The sequence below is a fragment of the Pseudoalteromonas sp. Z1A6 genome (assembly GCF_011378745.1).
Classification (GTDB): Bacteria; Pseudomonadota; Gammaproteobacteria; order Enterobacterales; family Alteromonadaceae; genus Pseudoalteromonas; species Pseudoalteromonas arctica.
Window position 1 is genome coordinate 1 of record NZ_WTKW01000613.1, and the last position, 1,203, is coordinate 1,203.

1 protein-coding gene is annotated in these 1,203 nt (G+C 33.6%); it reads right to left on the minus strand.

The features are described from left to right. On the minus strand, nucleotides 1-1,203 hold a 1,203-nt coding region (locus tag GQR46_RS19900; RefSeq protein ID WP_165742256.1), incomplete at both ends, for an RNA-directed DNA polymerase.

The window sequence follows — 1,203 nt, forward strand, 5'->3', positions numbered from 1 at the left end:
TAGATAGAAATTGAGATAATGAACCTTCATTTTCAGTTGCTTTTAAAACATTTTTTAATTGACCTTCGTCCTCAGAATACAAAAATTCTTCTGCAAATTTACTGAGATTTATTTTGCTGTTTCCATCAGGTAAAAGCCTAAACTCACTACTTTGTTGATTAATAGCTTCAATAACAACATCTAACCCTGCAATGCTATGCTCCGCACTGAAGTAATGAAGCATCATTTTTTTGCGTTGGACAGGTAATGAATTGCCTTTGGAGATAACTTTAATATCTTCATTTACAATGATAATGTTGTGGAAATAATTTTTAAATATGCTTTTAACAGGGTTCTGCTGATCTAAGTGGGGCCGTTTAAATACGAAAATAATATCATCGACATAGCGTCCATAATACGCAGGTCTAACGATTGATGACACTTCCTCATCAAAACCAGCTAAGTACCAGTTTGCCAAAACTGTTGAAGATGTTAAGCCAATGGGTAAACCTAGATTATCTTTACACTCTTTGTGAGTATGCTTTAACCTTTTGGTAATTTGTTCGTGGTATGTCTTATATATTCTTTCTAGCAAACGAGTTAAAAGTAGCGCGGTTTCTAGTTTATCTTGACCACCATCACCCAATGCAGCCTTAATTTCATCTTCAATTAGACAGAATTTCATGTCTACATTGTAATAATATTGCTGAATATCTAAGGTTAGAATTGCTACATCATCACCTTCTGTCGATATTCTCTTCGCTGTATCTATTGCGCCACTGCGCCATGAATTATATTGAGTGATATAATTTTCAAAAATACTTTTAGAATCATTACTACTTGAAGGTTCTATAGGGCTTAATGGTGTACCCTTTAATCTATTGCCATAACAATCTTTTGTAAGCTTTTGATCTAGTATTGGACCTACATATAAAGTCCATAACACATCAATAAGCCATAACTCTGTTGGGCCATCAAAAAAGTAGTTTACTCTCTTAACGTTATACGATTCAGCATTTCGTTCATTAGTTATAAACCCCTTAGAATCAGAGCTGTTTGTTGCCTCTACGTCCTTTGCAAAAAGCTTAAAATCTATTTGACTAAGTAATGTTTCAAACAGGCTTTCTTCATCATTTCCTTCAATAAATAGCTCTTGAGCAATAGAAGAAAAGCTTTTCTCACTCTTAAGTAAATCAAACTCAAAATCAGCTACTTTCTGTTTTA